1 protein-coding gene is annotated in these 3,283 nt (G+C 47.5%); it reads left to right on the forward strand.

Annotation, left to right across the window (positions count from 1 at the left end):
* On the forward strand, positions 1-3,283 hold a 3,283-nt coding region (locus GQR39_RS19880), incomplete at both ends, for an Ig-like domain-containing protein (protein WP_206007908.1).

Genomic DNA, 3,283 nt, shown 5'->3' on the forward strand with positions numbered 1-3,283 from the left:
AACCACAGCAACTACGACTGGAGAAGTTGATACCGCTGCGCCATCAGTGATTATTGACCCTGTAGGTGATACTAATAACAACACCCCAACAATTTCAGGCACCGCAACGGGTGAGCCAGAGGGCACGGTTGTTACTATTACAGTTACTGATGAAGCAGGTAACCCACAAATCATTACCACTGAAGTACAAGCTGATGGCACCTTTAGTGTTGATGTACCAAATGAATTAAGTGAAGGTGAGTTTACAGTTGAGGTATCGGTTACCGATACCGCAGGAAATGAAACTACCGCAACAACAACAGGCGAAGTTGATACTGCCGCGCCAACAGTTATTATTGACCCCGTAGGTGATACTAACAACACCACCCCAACTATTTCAGGCACCGCAACGGGTGAGCCAGAGGGCACGGTTGTTACTATTACCATAACTGATGAAGCAGGTAATCCACAAATTATTACCACTGAAGTACAAGCCGATGGCACCTTTAGTGTTGATGTACCGAACGAATTAAGTGAGGGTGAATTTACCGTTGAAGTATCAGTTACCGATACCGCAGGTAATGAAACCACAGCAACAACAACGGGAGAAGTTGATACCACAGCGCCAATAGTTACTATTAATGCGCTAGGCGATACGAGTGATACAACACCGACCATTTCAGGTACGGTTAGCGGGGAGCCAGCTGGTTCAACCGTAACTTTAACCGTGACCGATGCTAACGGTATAGTACAAATAATTACAGCAGAAGTAATTGCAGATGGGAGTTGGACTGTAGAAGTGTCCGCGGCTTTAGCTGAAGGAAGTTACTCTGTAGATGCAAGTATTAGTGATAGCGCTGGTAATGAAGGTACAGCAAGTGCTTCAGGCACAATTGATACAAGCGCATTGACCATTACCATTGATATTATTGGCGAAACTAACGATCAAACACCTCAAATAAATGGTGATACTTTTAATGCACAAGCTGGCTCTCAAGTTGAAGTTCAGATCACTGACTCAGCGGGTGCAATAATTACTTTAACCACAGTTGTTGATGAAAACGGTCTTTGGAGTGTTACTCCGCCTGCAAATTTAGCTGAGGGCACCATTTTAATTAGTGCAACAGTAACAGACATAGGTGGTGGAACGGCTAATGCAGAGCTTGATGCTGTAATTGATATTACGCCTCCAACAATACAAGTTAATGAACTAGAAACAAGTAATGATACAACACCGGTTATTTCTGGTAACACAACTGACGTAGTTGCAGGCACGGTTATAAATTTAACGGTTACTGATTCTCAAGGGGTTGTTCGCACATTTAGCACAACAACAGATGCCGATGGTAATTGGAGTGTTGAACTTTCTCAAGAGTTGGCCTCGGGCGATTATTCTGTAGAAGCTGAAGTATCTGATGCTGCAGGAAATAGCGCTTCAACTACGGCTACCGGTAATATAGACACATCAGGACCTAGCTTAACCGTTGACTTTGAAGCTGTAACCAACGACTCAACGCCTACTATTTCAGGCACTAGTGATGCAGACGTTGGTACCAGTATCACGGTTGTTATTACTGATGGAAACGGGGTTGAACAAACACTTAGCACCACAGTAGATGCAAATGGTAACTGGGAAGTAACTCCACAAACAGATTTAAATGAAGGTGATAACACCATCGAAGTGAGTGTATCTGACGAAGCAGGAAATACGACAACAGTTACAGATACAATTACGTTAGACACACAAGCGCCAATACTCACCATTCAAAACGTAGGCGATGTCAGCGATTTAACACCTGAGCTGCAGGGCACCAGTAATGAAATTGGTGGCACCGTAACACTGACCATCACCGACAGCCAAGGCGCTGAGCAAACCCTCACCACCACCGTTGAAAGTGATGGCCACTGGAACATTGAAATTCCAGGTGCGCTTGCGCAAGGTGACTTTAGCGTTGTAGCCAGCATCACTGATGCTGCAGGCAACGACACCACGGCCAACAGTAGTGGTAATGTAGATACCATTACACCGGTTATCACCGTTGATGCACTGGGTTTAGGCAACGACAGCACCCCAGTTGTTAGTGGTACCTCAACAGAGCCTGAAGGCACGGTTGTGAATATTGTTATCACAGACAGTAACGGCGATGAGCACCCAATCACCGCTACTGTGGATGCAAACGGTGATTGGCAAGCAATCAGCCCTGAATTACCAGAGGGCAGCTACAGTGTGCAAGCCAGCATTACCGATGCCGCAGGTAACACCGATAGTGCCGTGCAATCGGGCACCATTGATAGCCTCGCGCCAACGCTTGTGCTTGATACCGTGGGCGCAACGAACGATAGCACCCCGACTATCAGCGGAAGTACCAATGCGCCAGCGGGGACTGTTATTAGCATCAGCGTGAGTGATGGCACCACAACAGAAACGTTCACCGCGACAGTACAAGCTGATGGCAGCTGGTCAGCGGATGTACCGAATGTACTGAGCGATGGTGAGCTCACCATTGAAGCTAGCGTTAGTGATAACGCCGGTAATACCACTACATTAAGTGAAACCGCAACACTCAACACCACGGCCCCAAGCATTAGTATTAATGCATTGGTTGATACCAACGACACCACCCCAACCATTAATGGTACAAGCGATGCGGCAGATGGCACCACCATTAGTTTAACGTTTGAAGACAGTGCAGGGAATATTACGACTGTTGATACGACCGTAACGGGCGGCGTATGGAGCGTCGATGCACCAAGCGTACTAGCAGAGGGCGAATATACTGTCACCGCAGAGGTAGATGATGGACTGGGCAATATCGGCAGCGCCACCGAGACAGGTCTGATAGACCTTACTGGCCCGAGCCTTGTTATTACAGACAACGGTGTAGGCAACGACACCACGCCAACGATTGCAGGTACCAGCGATGCACCTCAAGGCAGTGAAGTAACCATTGTTGTCACCGACAGCAGCGGCGCAGCGCAAACAATGAGCGCCACCGTACTAGCCAATGGTACGTGGTCAATCCCTGTACCGATAGCACTTGCAGAGGGTGCATACACTATTAGCGCGAGTGTTGAAGATGTGGCAGGCAACGACACCATCGCCACAGGTGCTGGTGAAATAGATACCATTGCACCAACACTTATACTTACCAGCCCAGGCTCAAGTAATGACATCACTCCGACACTCAGTGGCACAAGTGATGCCGTTGAAGGCACGGTTATTAACTTCACGGTTGTGGACGATTTAGGTAATACACAAACGTTCACCATCGCTGTGGATGAAGATGGCAACTTCTCAGTCGAA

Source organism: Pseudoalteromonas sp. C8 (genome assembly GCF_011378685.1).
Lineage (GTDB): Bacteria > Pseudomonadota > Gammaproteobacteria > Enterobacterales > Alteromonadaceae > Pseudoalteromonas > Pseudoalteromonas arctica.